This window comes from Neisseria sp. HMSC069H12, from assembly GCF_001812735.1.
Classification (GTDB): Bacteria; Pseudomonadota; Gammaproteobacteria; order Burkholderiales; family Neisseriaceae; genus Neisseria; species Neisseria subflava.
In genome coordinates this window covers 14,382-30,328 of sequence record NZ_KV810244.1, presented here as the reverse complement: position 1 = coordinate 30,328, position 15,947 = coordinate 14,382, and the positions used below count along the sequence as shown (strand labels likewise).

Here is a 15,947-nt window from a genome sequence, read left to right as displayed (position 1 = left end):
TGAACCCCGACCAGCTCAAAGACACCACCATGCACCCCGACACCCGCCGTCTGTTACAGGTACAAATCCCCGAAGGCGCAGATGACGAAACACGCGACATCTTCGTCAAACTGATGGGCAAAGGCGAGGCCGCCGCCCGCCGCGCATGGATGGAACGCGAAGGCGATACGGCGGAATTGGATATTTAATCTATTGTTTAAATAAAATAAAGGCCGTCTGAAACTTTTAAAATTTCAGACGGCCTTTTTTAAATCATAAGAAATTAAGGTTAAACAGTATTTAACTTTCAATACTCTGTACTTACCTGTTTCTATTTTTGCAGCTTAATTGAGTTGTGAATACAAATAAAAAAGCACTGATATAATCAGTGCTTTTCAAATAATGGCGCGGCGGACGGGGCTCGAACCCGCGACCCCCGGCGTGACAGGCCGGTACTCTAACCAACTGAGCTACCACCGCGCATCCACTGTCAAAGACAATGAAAAAGAAACTTGGTGGGTGATGACGGAGTCGAACCGCCGACATTCTGCTTGTAAGGCAGACGCTCTACCAACTGAGCTAATCACCCGATAGGCTGCCATTAAATCAAAAAATCAGACCATGCGCAAGGTTTTTATTTAAATAAAAATATATCCCATTGAAAGAATATAGAATATTTTATTTAGCCACAAAAATTACTGTTATGCCTGTCCATCAATCGAAAATCAAATGTCCCAATTTATCCGCTTTAGTATGCAGATAACGTTCATTTTCCACATTTTCGCCGACATGTAATGCAATCCGTTCGACCACATTAATGCCGGAATCTTTCAACGTTTGGATTTTTTCAGGATTATTGGTCAACAACCTAACTTCACGAATATGCAGATAATCATAAATCTGCTTGGCCAAAGTGAAGTCGCGAGCATCAACAGGAAGGCCAAGCGCTACATTAGCCTCAACCGTATCCAAACCTTGATCTTGCAGACGATACGCACGGATTTTGTTTATCAAACCAATGCCCCTGCCTTCTTGGCGCAAATATACGATAACGCCACGCCCTTCTTTCTGAACAGCCTGCATCGCCGCTTGCAACTGAGGACCGCAATCACATTTTACCGAAAATAAAGCATCGCCGGTCAAGCACTCGGAATGAATACGCGACAACACAGGCAGGCCGTCTGAAACATCGCCCATTGTCAATGCGACATGTTCCTGACCGCCCTCTTCTTCAAAGCCGTGCATGGTAAATTCGCCCCATTCCGTAGGCAAACGGCATGACGCAACAAACTTTAAGGCGTTACTCATTTTCCGCTTCCTCGTTTTCAGCCACGCCCAACAGATTTTTCAAAGAATCCGACAGAGCCAAGGCAAGGGCAATCCAAGCCACCAATACTTCGTCAGGCGCGCCGTCTTTGACATCAAACTCAGCATGTACCACACCCAAAACCGCACCGCTGGGCATACAGACAGGAACAGAAATCTGACTCAAACCGGGATGATTGCGTTCGGCCGACAATTCACCAATTTCCTGCCAATACGCCACATTCTGACAAACATTCATCCAACCGCTTTGCGCCGTACGCACAGCCAAAAAAGCCTGTCCTGCCTGCTCGTCGATTGGAATCACATTTTCCAAGGGCACGCCCCAACGGCTCAGTCGAACCAGCGACAACGCGCCATCTTTCGGAAACGCTGTATAAACCGCCGCGCTTTTCAAATGCTCGGTGCGCTCGGCAACCGAATCCAAAGCCATAAAAATCTGTTTCAGCAACAATTCATGTTCGGCATCAACATAATCTGCCAACTGCCAACCGTCTTCAGACGGCCACAAAATCGAACGCTCAACCGAAGCATTGCCCATTTTAATCACAGCCTGGGCAGTCAAATAAGCAACATGTATCTCATCCGCAGGCAACTTCAAACCTTGCGTCTGCAAAAAATCTTTAATCAATAAAGCAGGCATCTGCCCTTCCTCACCAATAGTAAAGTTGAGGCCGTCTGAAAACAAACCCTGCTTTCAGACGGCCGGAATAAACCATTATATAAGGGATAAACCGAAAAATTCAAGCAAACAAGACTTTGCGCCACCATTAATCTTGTGTATAATCCACGATTCAAATTAGTGCGGACGTGGCGAAATTGGTAGACGCACCAGATTTAGGTTCTGGCGCCGCGAGGTGTGAGAGTTCGAGTCTCTCCGTCCGCACCACATTGTAAAATTTAACCGCTTTCGAGCGGTTATTTTTTTGTCTTCAAGCGTCCTTTGTCATATACAAAATACTTATAAATAAATAAGTTATCTATGTTTATCGTTATAATTCTTCCTAATTCATCGTCTATTGCAATCTATATTCGTCTAGTTGAATCTACTTAAAATTTACGGTATTTTTTACAGTATCTGAAAAATACCCTGAAAAAATACCGCAAAAATGAAGCTAAACGACCGTCAAATAAAGAATGCAAAGCCTGCTGAAAAGCCTTACAAGCTAAATGATGGCAAAGGCTTATATCTATTCATCAACACCAGCGGCGGCAAGCTATGGAGGTTTGATTTCTCGTATAACAGCAAACGAAAAACTCTTTCAATCGGTAAATATCCGACTATTTCACTTGTAGAAGCCCGCGCGGCTGCTGAAAATGCCCGCCGATTGCTGGTAGCAGGCCAAGACCCCAGCGAAGAAAAACAACAGAAAAAAAGAGAGCGACAAGCCGCCGCCCTAAATACTTTTGAATCAATCGCCCGCCGCTGGCATTCTGACAACCTGACCCGCTGGAAGGAGAACCACGCTGCCCGCGTGTTACGGTATTTTGAAACCGACGTTTTCCCCATTATCGGTGCAATGCCGATACAAGAAATCAGAGTAAACCACATCAAAACCCTGCTTGATTCCGTAATGGCGCGGGGCGTAAACAATACCGCTGAAAAAATCAGGGAATGGACAGGCGCGGTTTTCGATTACGCCGCGCTACTGGAACTCACTGAAAGCAACCCTGCCCATGTGTTGAGACGTTATATCCCATCTGTTCCAGCGAGCAACCGCCCCGCCTTACCCCGTGAAGAGCTGACCGAGTTTTACCGCCGCCTGCTGCTGGCAGATATTGAGCCGCAAAACCGAATAGCCCTTATGCTGATAATGCTGGTGTTCGTCCGAAACACCGAGCTTAGGGGCGGGCGATGGGATGAAATAGATTTTGACGCGCGGTTATGGGTAATCCCAGCCGAGCGCATGAAGCACGAAAAGACCGCGCCGAAACCGCCGCATACCGTCCCGCTTGCAGATTGGACGTTGGAACTATTAGCGGAATTGAAGGCAATCACGGGCGATACACCCTACCTGTTTCCGAGCCGTACTAAGAAAGACGGTTTTATCAGTGAAAACACACTAGGAAAAATTATAAACAACATGGGCTATAAGGGAATAGCAAGCCCTCACGGATTCCGCGCCCTTGCAAGCAGTGTTTTGAACGAACAAGGCTTTAACCCTGACGCAATCGAGCGGCAGCTTGCCCATGTGGAAGAAAACCGTATCAGGGCGGCTTACAACAGGGCAGATTATATGACCGAGCGGCGGGAGATGATGGAATGGTATAGCAGTTATTTACGCGAACGATACGAAGCGGCGCGGGCAGATTTGGCAGCGGGCAAGGGCGTCTGAAAGGGTTTGATATGACGTTTAATGTGCCTGAATGGTTTGATTTGAAACTGTACGAAAAAACGCAGAAATATACGCGCCGGCAGTGGGCGGCTGATTTTCAGATACGGCGAGATATTTATCAAAGGTTGCTAGAAATTCGTGATGAAGTCCGCGAATATGCGGAATATACAGGCTGTTCCGTTTATGGACTTTGGAGTAGCAGACAGGCTGATTTAGAAATTTTGCGTATAAGAATACACGCGGCGGCAAAATATCAAATCCCTGCACAATCAGCGGGCGATAGCAGCAAAGCCGCTTCAAGGGCAAGCATTAAATATTGGGAATGTAAAGCTGACGCTATCTGCATAGCTAAAACAGACAAGCAGGAAGCCACCAATTTCGAGGCTAAAGGCTTGGACAATATTCTTGAAGCAAGCGCGTGGGTTGATTTTTCAAGAACGGATAACGCCATTATCGAAGACTTTAAGGCATGGCTAAAAGAACAGCGGGAATGGCGCGGATATGGGAATATAAAAATCCTCAACAGAGGAGAAATTGCGCGCCTATATCCTAACCGTGTCTTACCGTTTTTGGATTTGTGGCTTTGGAATGAAATTAACAAGCCTAACAACAAGTTTGGTAATGGTCTTTTTACCTATAATTGGCGAAAAATGAACGCCCTGCTTTTCCCGCCCGAAACCCTGACAGCCAAAGAAGTAGCGTCTAAAACGGCAGAAACCTTACGGAAAACTACATACAAGCAGGCAATGCGGATTCTGAAATGCGATGTTCTGCTGTTTTGACAGTTTAACAAGCATATTTATATAAATATCAATAAGATATTTATAATTTAACAAGTTTCTTTAACAAATTCGGTAATAAGTGCCATTTTTTGACTTCCTATCAGCCGCCCACTCGGGCGGCTATTCTTTTGCCTGTCGGCGGCGGAATACAACAGAAAACCGCAATCAATCATTAAAGGAGTTTAAAGATATGGAAGCAGCAACAGAAAAACTTGGTTCAGACCGTGCATTACGGGCAAAACAGGTTAGCGAGAAAGTAGGCTTGTGCGTGTCGGCGATTTGGGCAAAAACCAGCCCAAAAAATGCACGCTATGACGCTACGTTTCCCAAGCCGTTTAAGGTAGCGGCAAATGCTACGGTATGGCTGGAATCGGAGCTTGACGCGTGGCTTTCGGCAAAAGCGGAAAGCCGTATTGATGGAAAACAAGGAGCAACAGCATGAAAAAAGAAGTAATGGTTTATATGGCGCGGGTAACGCACGGAATGGCAGGCGGATTTATACCCCGCAATCCTGAAGGCTTTGAACAGTTGAGCGGCAATCAGACACGCTTTGTCTGCTTTCCCGTTGAGGAATGCGGGTATTGTCCTGAAACGGTAGTTATTTGGGAGCAAAGCGATTCAGCAACATTCGGCTATGCCCGCGAACGCCTGTTTATCGAATCGAATGGCGAAAAAATGCCCTGTATCGGTTTTTTGGCAGACGGTAACGCCGCGTTGGAAATGGAGCAGTTGAGCCTTGCCGGCCGTATCAGTTCGCTGTTTTTGTTAAGCCGTGAAGCATGGGCGGCTTTTCCTGATATGGAGCTTGAAGTATTGGCTAGGGAAATGACGGCTAAGGGCGTTGCACTTGTTTGTGATGGCTGGTGTGATGAACATGAGTTTGCCGATGACGCGTTTTTGGAGCAGTTCAGGGAGATTGTCGAACGTCTGAACGCAAAACGACCGATGACGGTTTACGCGGGAATCGTCCAATAATCGGACAGCCTCAATAGAAAAAACCGCCAAATCTGACGGCTTGGCGGTTTCTTCAAGGGGTATCCAAAACGGATTAAGAAAAAAGTGAATCAAATTCACAAGGAAATATTATGAACAATCTTCATCATTTTGTACATTGTTTTCAGCATTTTGGCGTTTCAGACGGCCTTTGTCTGTCTGTAAACCTGCGGATTCTGCTTGACAGGCTGAATGACGGCTTGCAAAATACTTTTGCTTCCTTCAATCAGGTAGCTAGGTTTAGCAGCCTAAAGACAAATCGGCAGACCAGCCGCCGTAATCCTTTATCGGGCGGCATTTCTACGTCTGCATTCCCCTTGTTGTACCTTTTCCAATGGGAAACAGGGGCGGGAGGCTTCGTGCCTGCTGGGTTCGATTTGTCCAGTCTGCTAACCCGCCTTTTGTTTCCCGCCCGCCCGTTTAGCAGCGGAAAGGCTGGACTAAAAAACCAAATCGAAAAGGTAAACAACATCATGAAATCTATCCGTAAGGGCTATTCCCGCCCGCTTATTACCCATTCTATCCGTAAATTCCCTACGCTTGGCGGCGCATATCATCATGCCCTGCGTCTGACAGCTGCAAACAAGCAATGCCGCTTTGCCCTTGAACAAACCCAATCGGGCGCATGGACGGTTGCGCGTATTGTTTCGGGAGGTGCAGCATGAGCGTTAATACCCATATTTTCGGCGGCTTGCCTTCCTTGATGGCAAATTTTGAACATTTGACTGATGTTTCCCATTTGACTGATGACGAACTGTCGGAAATGGCAGAGCGTGCAAGCGTTGCCGTATCAGAATGCACGTTTATCATGGAAACAGTCGGTCGGCTGCTTGACCGCATGGCGCGGCTTTCTGTACTTGAGCAGGAATTAAGCCATGAAGAAACGGTGCGTTTTTCTAATGCTGTTATGTCGGAAATCGGCGGGGCAATGTGTTATGCGGCTGATATTCTTGCTGATATTCAACACCAGCAAGGCTATCGGGACGGGCATAAACAGGCTGTCCTCGATATGGAGATGGAGCGCAAACAGGCTTCCAACCCGTCCGATACCCCGTCTTAAATCCATTTTTTCCCTGAATCATCCGCCCTTCATGCCGCCCATCACGGACGGCATGGGGCAAACTTCGCCCTATGTTTTTGATAAATAATTAATTTATAACAGTTTTATATTTTATCGGGCATGGGGCAAGGAGGACGAAATCATGCAATCGACTGACAAAAACGACCGTTTCCGCCGCTATTTGAATCGAGCCTTGCTGCTGTTTTGGATATTTGCACTTGCCGCGCTTGCCCGTGCCTGCAATGCGCCCGCCTATGCCGTGGCAGAGCAACCCGAAACCCTGCCGCCTTATCCCGCCGATTGGACGACAAACCCTACGGCGGGGATTGTTTTAGAGCCTGTATCGGAGGGAGCAGCGCAATGAAGACCGAAAACAAGGCAATAGAGCCGCTGGCAGATAGACTGCCAAAGCCGCTTTATCTTGTAGCCCAGCATATTCACGGTAATCTTGAAACAGCGTTTGCGGCATTAAATGACCTGATGACGGCTTACCCTTCTATTCGGTTTGGAATGTTCCGTAATGGTGGGAAATGGCTGGTATTCCGTGTTCACGAACAGGAGCAACAGGCATTAAGGAAAAATCAACCTATTGGGAGTATCCGCCCATGAAGATAAATGCTTTGAGCAAGCTATATCAGGCGCAAAACTTAGATGAAGCTGCCCGATATGCACAATCGCTGGCAAACCGTCCCGATTGTGCGTGGCTGTGTCTGATTCAGACGGCGGGCGGTATGTGGGCTGTGTACTTGGTGCGAGTGTATCCATAGCTATAAAAAGTCGTCTGAAACCGATTCAGGGAAAAGCACCGTACATGGCTGAAATCCGTGTTTATAGCGCGTTACCTTTTCAGACGGCAAATCCCCTGTCTATCTATTTCTAATCCCTTAATTTTGCAAATTCAGCCCGATAAAGTGCATTTCGCACTATCGGCAGGCTAATTGCGCCTTACAGAAAGGCAAAACATGAAAAACAAACATCAAAACGGCGCGGACGACTGGCCGCGTTACTGCTTGGAGGACGTGAAGGCGGCGGCGCGTGGTCGCTGGACTGAAATCCTGACAGCTTTGGGGCTAGACCCGAAGTATTTAAACCCGAAAAAACACCAGCCATGCCCAAATTGCGGCGGTAAAGACCGACTCCGCTTTACCGACCATAAGCAGGGCGGCGGCTTCATCTGCAACGGTTGCGCCCCTGACGGCGGCAGCGGCTTTGATTTGCTTATGCTGCTTTACGGCTACGACTTCACGGAGGCATACAAGGCGGTAGCGGGTGTACTGGGTATGGGCGGGGGCAGTACCGCGCCCGCTGTGATGAAACAGCCGCCCGCGCCGCCGCCCGATACGGCTAAGGAAGAAGAAGCCAAACGGCAAAGGCTGGCAGCTTTGTGGGAGTCCTGCGAACGGTGGGACGCTGACCGCATCATCGCCGATTATCTGCACGGACGCGGCATTCCCTACCCTGAAAAAATGCCGATTCATTCCGATTTGCGCCTGTGCCGTCGTCTTGCATACTGGCATAAAGGGCGCGTTATCGGGAATTTCCCCGCGATGGTCGTCGTTTACCGTGATGTATCGGGCAAACCGCGCGGGCTGCACATGACCTATCTATCTGTATCGGCCGGCGGCGAAGTATCAAAAATCAGGCTTTACGACCCACAAAACCGCGAAACCCTGCCCGCCAAGAAAATGCAGTCTGTCAGCGCGGGCAGCCTGACGGGGGCGGCAATGCGGATTTTTAAGCCTGAAAGCGGCATTTTGGGCGTATGCGAAGGCATAGAAACGGCTGTTGCGGCGCGGTATGTATCGGGTGTGCCGATGTGGGCTTGTGGTTCGGCGCATGGGCTGAAATCGTTGGTTTTGCCCGATTGGGTAAGGGAGCTTGGTCATTATTGCAGATAACGACACAAACCGAACGGGCATAGAGGCGGCTAGAGCCTTGCAGCGGCGTTATCACGGGAAATTAGACAGTATCAAGATTTGGCAGCCTGACGGCGCGGGGGCTGACGCGCTGGATGTGTTGGCGGCAAATATTCAGAAAGGAGCGGCAAAATGACAGACCGCAAGGACGAAAATCAAAACGACAAACCGAATAAACCTGAAAACGGCGTTTCAGACGACCCCAAACGCGCCCCAAACAGCGGCAAACAGGCTGCTAAGGGCAAAGGTCGTCTGAAATTGCACATAGGCGGAAAAAGCGATTTTGAAGCATTGCAGCATATCGCCGAAACAGAGGGCGAAGGGCTTAGGTCGTATTACAGCGTAACGCGAAGCGGCATAAATGCGGGCGTTTACTTCCATGAAGCGGCAAACAGCAAAGACGGCACGGAATACATGAAACCGCCCGTTTTGTTGTCCGACCCGTTCGAGATAGTCGGACGCGGGCAGAGTACCGACGAGAAAGAATACCGTCTTTTGCGTTTTAAACGGCACGGAGGCGGGGAATATCGAACCGTTGCCATGCCGCTTGAAATCGCTGGCAGACCTGACGGGCTGGCATTTTTGAGGGCAAACGGCATAGGTGTGAACCAAAACGGACAGGCGATTGCGCGGCTTGTGAACTATATCCAGTGGGAGGGAGACCAGACGGAATACCTTTTCAGCAAGCGCGGCGGCTGGTGTGATGAAACCTTTACCGCCTACATCATGCCGAACGGCGAAATCATCGGCAAACCTGAAACGCCTGTTTTCTATATCGGTGATTTGAGCAAAAAGCGCGCTTACGGCGCGGCGGGCAGCCTTGAGGAATGGCAGGAAAACATCGGGCGTTATCTTGAAGGGAACAGCCGCTTACTGCTTGCCGTCGGCGCGGTGTTTGCCGCCCCGTTGCTGGCAGTCATGAAGCACGAAAACGGCGGCTTCCACTTTTTCGGACAGTCCAGTATCGGCAAGAGCGTATCGGGCATGACCGCGCTGTCCCTTGTGGGTAATCCTGAAGAACTGCGTATACAGTGGAACGGCACGGGCTTGAGTTTCGACAATGCCGCCGCTGCAAATTCGGACAGCGTGATTATGCTGGACGAAATGGGACAGGCAGATGGCAAAACGCTGGATACTGCCGCATACGCCGTCTTCAACGGCGCGAAGAAAGGACAAGGGGCTAAGGAAGGCGGCAACCGCGAACACCTCACATGGCGCGTGCTGGCAATTTCCAATGGGGAATATGAACCCGAATATTTCATGAAGAAATACGGGTTGCAATGGCAGGCAGGGCAAGCCGTCCGACTGCCCGCCATTCCTGCTGACGCTGGCAAAGGTTATGGCGTATTCGAGAATCTGCACGAGTTCGCCCGCCCTGATTTACTGGCAGCGCATTTGGAACAGTCCGCAAAAACCTATCACGGCACTGCTTTACGCGCCTATCTCGAACGTCTGACCCTTGAGGCGGCAGCAAATAAAAGCGGGCTGATAGGTCGTCTGAATGCACTGTATCAGGCATTTTTGGCGCGTCTGCCGTCCGATTTGGCAAGCCAGCCTATACGGGCAGCAAAACGGTTTGCCCTTGCCGCCGCTGCATTGGAAGTAGCAGGGCAATGGGGAATTACAGGTGTTCCTCAAGGCGCGGGGGCTGACGGCGTGAAGACCTGTTTTGACGCATGGCTTGAACACGCGGGAACAGAAAACAAGGAAGAGCGCGATATTCTGAAAGCCGCCAAAGACTTTATGCTTGAGCATGGATATAGCGAACGTTTTATCAAAGACCCGAAAAAGGCTGACGGTTCGATTCAATACCTTGGCGATACGATAGAAACCAAGCGCAATCACGCGGGCTACATCTTGGAATCGAGAAGAACGGGCGAGCCGCCGATATGGTACGTCTTAGATAAAGTCTTTGAAGATGAAATCTGTAAGGGCAAAGATTTAGGGCTGGTGTGCCGAGTGCTGGCAGATTGTGGCTGGCTGAAAAAGGACGGGCGAAACTTTAAAGCCAAAGTTCCGCAATCCTTAGTCGGTGAAAACCTGTTACCCGCGCGGATACGCCTTTACTGTTTTAGAGGAATAGCCCCGCCTGAAGAAAACGGCGCGGGGGATTGAAGGGCTGACAGGGTAAGCATGGGCAAACCCTGTGTTTTCTTCATGACGCGAAAAATTCAAAAATATGTAGGTCTTGTAGGGCAGAAATATCAATATTGCCTATAACACTTTGAATATAAGAGTTTAAACAGGTTTTAACAGCGTTTTTGATTTGTAGGTCTAGTGTAGGTCTAGTGTAGGTCTAGTGTAGGTCTGACAATTCAGTTAATTTGAACTGCGGCAGCTTCTGACCTACATTCAGACCTACAACAGACCTACGAATCGGCACTTGTAACCCGTTGATTATTAAGGTTAGACCTACCAGCCCTACAAGACCTACAAGATTTTTGCGTTTTATATAAAAGGGAAAATGTAAAACAAACAAATTAAGGAAAATCAAGATGATAGATGGAATAGTTAGCGGAAGGCTGCTTTTAGACCCAAAACCGATGAGGACGCGGCGCGGTTCGCCCTACCTGATAGCCAAGATGACAGCTTACGGATACGCAATGGGCGCGATGAAGACGCGGGATTTAAACGCGGATTTGATTGTATTCGACAAGCAGGCAATGGAGGAACTGGCAGAATATAGAGCAGGCAATTTCCTGACGGTATGCGGTATCGTTTACCCTGTTCAAGAGCCATATTTAGGAGCAATAGAAACAGTATTGAAAATAACAGTTCGATTTGTGCTGACAGACTATTTGAAGAACCAAAGGAAAAACGACGGCGATTTATTCCGTCTGATAGATAGGGCAAGAAAGAGTTAATCAGAATAAAGGGTAAGGGGGTATAAAAGTTTAGACAGCATAGATTTTGGAAACCCCCCGCCCTCCCATTTGCAGAATTTTTTCCCCTGTAAAATTGTTAAAGTTATATTTTAACAGTCTGTTTAACAAAGGTTTTTTAGCATTTTATATCAAAGAAAACCCATCTACGGGGTGGGGGTATTCAAAGTTTGGATATGGTAGTTTTGGGAAACCCTCTGCTTTCCCACGCATATATTTTCCTAGTTTTTAGGCGTTTTTGTTTAAGGGAAACTGTTAATTAATCAAATGTTGTTTGATATAAAATTGCGTGTGTATTCTGTACAGTCTAAATAGCCTTTACAATCAGCGCGGGCTTGCCCTTGACGGCATATTGCCCCAGCGGGTAAAGTACGAGCCTGCTAGCTTTAATCAGGCTGTTTTGAGGTATTGGGCAGCCTAAACGAATGGATAGTAAGGATATTAGAACGTCCTATGTAAAGATGAAAATTAGCCCCGAAAAATTTTGACTTGTGCAAAATTACGGTATTATTTACGGTATTTTCGGATTTAATGAAAATTTATCCATTCTAAATCAAGGTGTTAATATCGGAGTTTTTGTCTATCCGTCACTCAAAATGAGCAGCTTTCGGGCTGCTTTTTTACATCTATTCCACTATACACCCATTCGAAATCGAAACTGCTTTTACAGCTGTTTCCATTGTATCTTTCAGACGGCCTATCATTTATGTTGAATCCATCACAAAAACTTGTCGAATTGGTCCGTATCCTTGAAGAACGTGCCTATATTTTTCCGGGAGATCCTGTGCAGGCGACGGAAGCGTTGCAGCATATTGATGGCGGCAACGAGGAAAAACTGATACGCCGCGCCCAAATCATTGACCGCGACCAGCATTTAAAATATGTGTTGCAACAGGTGGAGACAGGCTCGTTTTGGCTTTGGATTGTTGCGGCGACATTGTTGTTTACGGTCGGTTTTTCCAGCACTTATCTTTTGATGGACAATCAGGGACTGAACTTTTTTCTGGTCTTGGCCGGGATTTTGGGCATGAATACAATCATGCTGCTGGTGTGGCTGGCGACTTTATTCCTGCGTTTGAAAAATGTGCACTTTATCAGCAGTCCGGCAACTTGGTTCCGAGGCAAAGATCCTGTCAATCAGGCAATTTTGCGGCTTTATGTGGATGAATGGCGCAAACCGCAAACGCGTTGGCTGATTGGTGCAACTTCGCACGGTCTATGGCTATGCACGCTGTCGGGAATGTTGGTTTCTGTTTTGCTGCTGCTTTTGGTACGTCAATATACATTCAACTGGGAAAGCACGCTTTTAAGTAATACGGCATTGGTGAAAACGGTTGAGGCTTTGTCATGGCTGCCGGAACGTTTGGGCTTTCCTGTTCCCGACAGTCAGGCCGTAATTGCAGGCCGTCTGAACAATCATATCGAAGATGCACGCGCTTGGGCAGGTTTACTCATCGGCAGCATTATCTGTTATGGCATTCTGCCGCGCTTGCTTGCTTGGCTGGCTTGCAAGATTACTTTAAAAACCCTTCGCGAACGTTTGGATTTGAATCAGCCGTACTATCAAAACATCCTCCGCACATGGCAAACGAAAATTGTCGATGCCGATGATTTTCAGGAAAACATCATCCCTGTTTCATCTAAAATTACGCTGAATAATGCGCCCAAATGGGCAGTTACACTGGAAACGGAATGGCCTGAGCCGCTTTGGTTTTCCGGCGTTTTGGCACAAGAATGGATAGATAAAGGCGTGGCCGCCGGCAGAAAAGATTTGGAACAATTAGAAGCCGAATTGAAACAAACTCCGGCGCAACTTCTCATCGGCGTACGCACGCAAACTGTTCCCGACCGCGGCATTTTGCGTCAAATCAGCCGTTTGGCCGAAGCGACGGACGGCGGCGTTATCATTCAACTTTTGAATCAAGACAGTTTCTCTGAAGATTTGGATACCAAACTGGATTATTGGCGCGATGCGCTGGCAGAAAGAAACATTGCCTGGTTGGAACCAACCCGTTTGGCACAAGAAAAACGGCAAAGCTCTATTTGACAGATAAACCAAAGGCCGTCTGAAACCTGATGTTTGGGTTTCAGACGGCCTTATTTATTGTTGAGGATTCATCTTAATGATGGTCGTGGCGATGCTCTTGATGATGTTTGGGCTTGGTTGCGTGGTGTTTGGCTTTAGGTGCAGTTTTTTCATTTTTTGCGGTTTGGCTTTTTTGTGCATACGTTCTTGTTTCGGATGCATTTCGTGTTTGCCGTGTGCAGAAGCGACTGGAGCCAATACCAAACCGGCAGCTGCAACCATCAAAGAGGTCATTTGAATCAGTTTTTTCATATTTATCTTCTTTCAAGGGGTTGATTTGAGGTAAAAATAAGAATTTATTCGCACTCAAGCGATGGACAAAATATTAATGGCTTTAACTGTCAGCTGCTGTCAGCATTCAGCGAAATCTGTTCAAAATTCGGCAATAGAAGTATGGCAACACGATGATGTAGCAAGCTTTTAAAAGTTTACCGTCAATTTTGACAAAGTGTCTTTACACATTTCCCAAACGACAAAAAGCGCGAACCTTTCGATTCGCGCTTTTTTTCAGACGACCTCAATTATTTCTTGTCGTCTTTTACTTCTTCAAAGTCGGCATCTACCACGTCATCGTCTTTCTTGGCGGAAGACGGCTCGGCTTGTGCGCTTTCGCCTGCTTGTGCTTCGGCTTGCGCTTGAGCGTAAACCATTTCGCCCAATTTTTGGCTGGCTGCACCCAAAGCTTCGGCTTTGGCATCGATAGCGGCTTTGTCGTCGCCTTTAACTGCTTCTTCAGCTTCTTTCAACGCAGCTTCGATTTTTTCTTTCTCGGTAGCGTCGAGTTTGTCGCCGTAGTCAGTCAGAGATTTTTTCACAGAGTGAATCAGGGCTTCAGCTTGGTTGCGGGAAGCGACCAATTCAGTCAGTTTTTTATCTTCTTCAGCGTTGGCTTCGGCATCTTTCACCATGCGTTCGATTTCTTCTTCGCTCAAACCTGAAGAACCTTGGATGGTGATGTTGGCCGCTTTGCCTGTACCTTTGTCTTTGGCAGAAACGTGCAAGATACCATTGGCGTCAATGTCGAAAGTAACTTCAATTTGTGGCATACCGCGTGGTGCAGGTGCGATGTCGGTCAAGTTGAACTGCCCCAAAGATTTGTTGGCAGAAGCGCGTTCGCGTTCGCCTTGCAGTACATGGATGGTTACTGCGCTTTGGTTGTCTTCGGCGGTAGAGAACACTTGCGACGCTTTGGTCGGGATGGTGGTGTTCTTCTGAATCAGCTTGGTCATCACGCCGCCCATGGTTTCAATACCCAAAGACAGAGGCGTTACGTCCAGCAGCAATACGTCGCTACGGCCGCCGCTCAATACTTCGCCTTGAATCGCTGCACCTACTGCAACAGCTTCGTCAGGGTTCACGTCTTTACGAGGCTCTTTACCGAAGAAGGCTTTAACGGCTTCTTGTACTTTCGGCATACGGCTTTGACCACCGACCAAAATTACGTCGTCGATGTCGCTGGTGCTCAAGCCGGCATCTTTCAATGCGACTTTACAAGGCTCGATAGAACGTTGGATCAAATCTTCAACCAGGCTTTCAAATTTGGCACGGGTAATTTTCATGGCCAAGTGTTTAGGGCCGGTTGCGTCCATAGTGATGTATGGCAGGTTGATTTCAGTTTGCTGACCGCTGGACAACTCGATTTTGGCTTTTTCAGCAGCTTCTTTCAGACGTTGCAGAGCCATTACGTCTTGTTTCAAATCAATGCCTTGTTCTTTTTTGAACTCGTCAATGATGTAGTCGATCAAGCGTTGGTCGAAGTCTTCACCGCCCAAGAAAGTATCGCCGTTGGTTGCCAATACTTCGAATTGTTTGTCGCCGTCGAGGTTGGCGATTTCGATGATGGAAATATCGAAGGTACCGCCGCCCAAGTCATATACGGCTACTTTGCGGTCTTTGTTGTCGCCTTTGTCCATACCGAATGCCAAAGCGGCTGCGGTTGGTTCGTTGATGATACGTTTTACTTCCAAACCTGCGATGCGGCCTGCGTCTTTAGTCGCTTGACGTTGGCTGTCGTTGAAGTAGGCCGGAACGGTAATCACGGCTTCAGTGACTTTCTCGCCCAAGTAAGCTTCAGCGGCTTCTTTCATTTTACGCAGGACTTCTGCGGAAACTTGCGGCGGAGACAGCTCTTTGCCTTGCGCTTTCACCCATGCGTCGCCGTTGTTGGCTCTGATGATTTCGAAAGGCATGGATTCGATGTCGCGTTGAACTTCTTTGTCTTCAAATTTATGACCGATCAAACGTTTTACAGCGTAGATGGTGTTTTTAGCGTTGGTTACCGCTTGGCGTTTGGCGGGTGCGCCGACGAGGACTTCGCCGCCGTCCAGATAAGCGATAACGGAAGGAGTAGTGCGTGCACCTTCTGCATTTTCGATCACTTTGGTTTGACCATTTTCAGAAATGGCCAAACAAGAGTTGGTTGTACCTAAGTCAATACCGATTACTTTTGCCATATTATGTTGCTCCTAATAAATAAACTTTTCTAAATTAATAATCCTGTGGAACATTTCGTTCCGATGGCTTGTAAATAAGGTTGCTTCATTTTTTTTCAAGGCTTAATTTGAATTTTTTTTCAAATTAAATTCAAGTA

Annotated in this window: 17 protein-coding genes, 3 tRNA genes and 1 pseudogene; 15 read left to right on the top strand and 6 right to left on the bottom strand. The window is 47.8% G+C overall.

Features of this window, described 5'->3' with window-relative positions:
• Window positions 1-188: pseudogene (locus HMPREF2872_RS11180) on the top strand (type IIA DNA topoisomerase subunit B); the annotation flags it as partial.
• Between the two features lie 194 nt (window positions 189-382).
• Here the strand turns inward: HMPREF2872_RS11180 and HMPREF2872_RS01835 are convergent.
• The 4 genes from HMPREF2872_RS01835 to HMPREF2872_RS01820 all read right to left on the bottom strand — a co-directional run bounded on the left by HMPREF2872_RS01835 (window position 383) and on the right by HMPREF2872_RS01820 (window position 1,945).
• Window positions 383-459 (bottom strand) — tRNA-Asp (locus tag HMPREF2872_RS01835).
• 33 nt (window positions 460-492) lie between these two features.
• Window positions 493-568, bottom strand: a tRNA-Val gene (locus HMPREF2872_RS01830).
• A 125-nt stretch (window positions 569-693) separates the two neighbouring features.
• Window positions 694-1,287, bottom strand: a complete 594-nt coding sequence (gene ribA / locus HMPREF2872_RS01825; RefSeq protein WP_003685106.1) for a GTP cyclohydrolase II — start codon at window positions 1,285-1,287, stop codon at window positions 694-696.
• Window positions 1,280-1,945 (bottom strand): hypothetical protein, encoded by a 666-nt coding sequence (locus HMPREF2872_RS01820; protein WP_070630784.1) that lies wholly within the window; start codon window positions 1,943-1,945, stop codon window positions 1,280-1,282. Before HMPREF2872_RS01820 ends, ribA begins: the two co-directional genes overlap by 8 nt.
• A 161-nt stretch (window positions 1,946-2,106) precedes the next feature.
• Here HMPREF2872_RS01820 and HMPREF2872_RS01815 point away from each other — a divergent pair.
• The 14 genes from HMPREF2872_RS01815 to HMPREF2872_RS01755 all read left to right on the top strand — a co-directional run bounded on the left by HMPREF2872_RS01815 (window position 2,107) and on the right by HMPREF2872_RS01755 (window position 13,318).
• Window positions 2,107-2,191, top strand: a tRNA-Leu gene (locus HMPREF2872_RS01815).
• Window positions 2,192-2,411: 220 nt separating this feature from the next.
• Complete coding sequence (locus HMPREF2872_RS01810; protein ID WP_070630782.1) at window positions 2,412-3,638, top strand: tyrosine-type recombinase/integrase; 1,227 nt, start codon at window positions 2,412-2,414, stop codon at window positions 3,636-3,638.
• 11 nt (window positions 3,639-3,649) lie between these two features.
• On the top strand, window positions 3,650-4,420 hold the full coding sequence (locus HMPREF2872_RS01805) for a DUF6387 family protein (RefSeq protein WP_070630780.1): 771 nt from the start codon (window positions 3,650-3,652) through the stop codon (window positions 4,418-4,420).
• A 190-nt stretch (window positions 4,421-4,610) separates the two neighbouring features.
• On the top strand, window positions 4,611-4,862 hold the full coding sequence (locus tag HMPREF2872_RS01800; RefSeq protein WP_070613176.1) for a helix-turn-helix transcriptional regulator: 252 nt from the start codon (window positions 4,611-4,613) through the stop codon (window positions 4,860-4,862).
• Window positions 4,859-5,395, top strand: coding sequence for a hypothetical protein (locus HMPREF2872_RS01795; RefSeq protein WP_070630777.1), 537 nt, complete (start codon window positions 4,859-4,861; stop codon window positions 5,393-5,395). The genes HMPREF2872_RS01800 and HMPREF2872_RS01795 overlap by 4 nt, the downstream gene beginning before the upstream one ends.
• Before the next feature lie 491 nt (window positions 5,396-5,886).
• On the top strand, window positions 5,887-6,078 hold the full coding sequence (locus tag HMPREF2872_RS11540; protein WP_101810528.1) for a hypothetical protein: 192 nt from the start codon (window positions 5,887-5,889) through the stop codon (window positions 6,076-6,078).
• On the top strand, window positions 6,075-6,473 hold the full coding sequence (locus HMPREF2872_RS01785) for a hypothetical protein (protein ID WP_070630773.1): 399 nt from the start codon (window positions 6,075-6,077) through the stop codon (window positions 6,471-6,473). Before HMPREF2872_RS11540 ends, HMPREF2872_RS01785 begins: the two co-directional genes overlap by 4 nt.
• Window positions 6,474-6,615: 142 nt before the next feature.
• Complete coding sequence (locus tag HMPREF2872_RS01780) at window positions 6,616-6,837, top strand: PTS sugar transporter subunit IID (protein WP_070630771.1); 222 nt, start codon at window positions 6,616-6,618, stop codon at window positions 6,835-6,837.
• Entirely contained in the window at window positions 6,834-7,082 is a 249-nt protein-coding gene (locus tag HMPREF2872_RS01775; RefSeq protein ID WP_070630769.1) for a hypothetical protein, read from the top strand. The genes HMPREF2872_RS01780 and HMPREF2872_RS01775 overlap by 4 nt, the downstream gene beginning before the upstream one ends.
• Window positions 7,079-7,240 carry a hypothetical protein gene (locus HMPREF2872_RS11715; RefSeq protein ID WP_168164750.1) on the top strand — a complete coding sequence of 54 codons (162 nt, stop codon included), beginning with the start codon at window positions 7,079-7,081 and terminating at the stop codon, window positions 7,238-7,240. Before HMPREF2872_RS01775 ends, HMPREF2872_RS11715 begins: the two co-directional genes overlap by 4 nt.
• A gap of 195 nt (window positions 7,241-7,435) precedes the next feature.
• A complete protein-coding gene (locus HMPREF2872_RS01770; RefSeq protein WP_083311716.1) occupies window positions 7,436-8,371 on the top strand; it encodes a DUF7146 domain-containing protein in 936 nt (311 codons plus the stop codon).
• Window positions 8,372-8,521: 150 nt separating this feature from the next.
• Window positions 8,522-10,504: a DUF927 domain-containing protein gene (locus HMPREF2872_RS01765; RefSeq protein ID WP_070630766.1), complete on the top strand. Its 1,983-nt coding sequence runs from the start codon at window positions 8,522-8,524 to the stop codon at window positions 10,502-10,504.
• A gap of 380 nt (window positions 10,505-10,884) precedes the next feature.
• Window positions 10,885-11,253, top strand: coding sequence for a hypothetical protein (locus HMPREF2872_RS01760; RefSeq protein ID WP_070630765.1), 369 nt, complete (start codon window positions 10,885-10,887; stop codon window positions 11,251-11,253).
• Window positions 11,254-11,977: 724 nt separating this feature from the next.
• The gene (locus HMPREF2872_RS01755; RefSeq protein ID WP_070630763.1) at window positions 11,978-13,318 is read left to right on the top strand and encodes a DUF2868 domain-containing protein; all 1,341 of its coding nucleotides are present in this window, start codon (window positions 11,978-11,980) and stop codon (window positions 13,316-13,318) included.
• Between the two features lie 54 nt (window positions 13,319-13,372).
• Here HMPREF2872_RS01755 and HMPREF2872_RS01750 read toward each other — a convergent pair whose 3' ends face one another.
• Window positions 13,373-13,609, bottom strand: a complete 237-nt coding sequence (locus HMPREF2872_RS01750) for a hypothetical protein (protein ID WP_283118961.1) — start codon at window positions 13,607-13,609, stop codon at window positions 13,373-13,375.
• Window positions 13,610-13,878: 269 nt separating this feature from the next.
• A complete protein-coding gene (gene dnaK / locus HMPREF2872_RS01745) occupies window positions 13,879-15,810 on the bottom strand; it encodes a molecular chaperone DnaK (RefSeq protein WP_070630761.1) in 1,932 nt (643 codons plus the stop codon).
• Window positions 15,811-15,947: the final 137 nt, after the last annotated feature.